Annotated in this window: 1 protein-coding gene; it reads left to right on the top strand. The window is 67.0% G+C overall.

The genetic code is table 11. From position 1 onward, the window contains the following. A partial coding sequence (locus AAG565_RS15755) for a helix-turn-helix domain-containing protein (RefSeq protein WP_348820596.1) occupies positions 1 to 521 on the top strand: 521 nt, incomplete at both ends.

The raw sequence follows: 521 nt of genomic DNA, 5'->3' as shown, positions 1-521 counted from the left end.
GCACCCGGTGCACGACACCGTGACCAAGACCTACCGGCATCTGAACTTCTTCCAGCACGAGTGCGTGCTTGAAGTGCGCACCCCGCGAGTGAAGCTGCCCGACGGGCGGGTAGCACTGGTCAAGCCGCCCTTTGCTGGCAAGCTCTCGGGCTTCACGCTGCTGTTCGAGGCGCTGGTGCTGATGCTGGCGCGGCAGATGCCGTTTGCCGCCGTGGCGCGCATTGCCGGCATCTCGGCGTACCGGGTGCTGGCGATCTGCCGGCGCTACGTGGCACTGGCGTTGCAGCAGGCCGATTTCAGCCAGGTCAAGGCGCTGGCCATCGACGAAACCTCGCGCGCCCGCGGTCACGACTACATCACCCTGGCGGCCGACGCCATCGAGCGACGGGTGTTGGCCGTGGCTGAAGGGCGCGACACCAAGACCGTCGCCGCCATCGCCGCGGAGCTGGCCAAACACGGCTGCCCGTCCGAGCAAATCGAGTCGGTCAGCATCGACATGTCGCCGGCGTTCATCAAGGGCT

The organism is Fontimonas sp. SYSU GA230001, from assembly GCF_040066175.1.
In the GTDB taxonomy this organism is placed as follows: domain Bacteria; phylum Pseudomonadota; class Gammaproteobacteria; order Nevskiales; family Nevskiaceae; genus Solimonas.
This window is presented reverse-complemented; position numbering and strand designations above follow the sequence as displayed.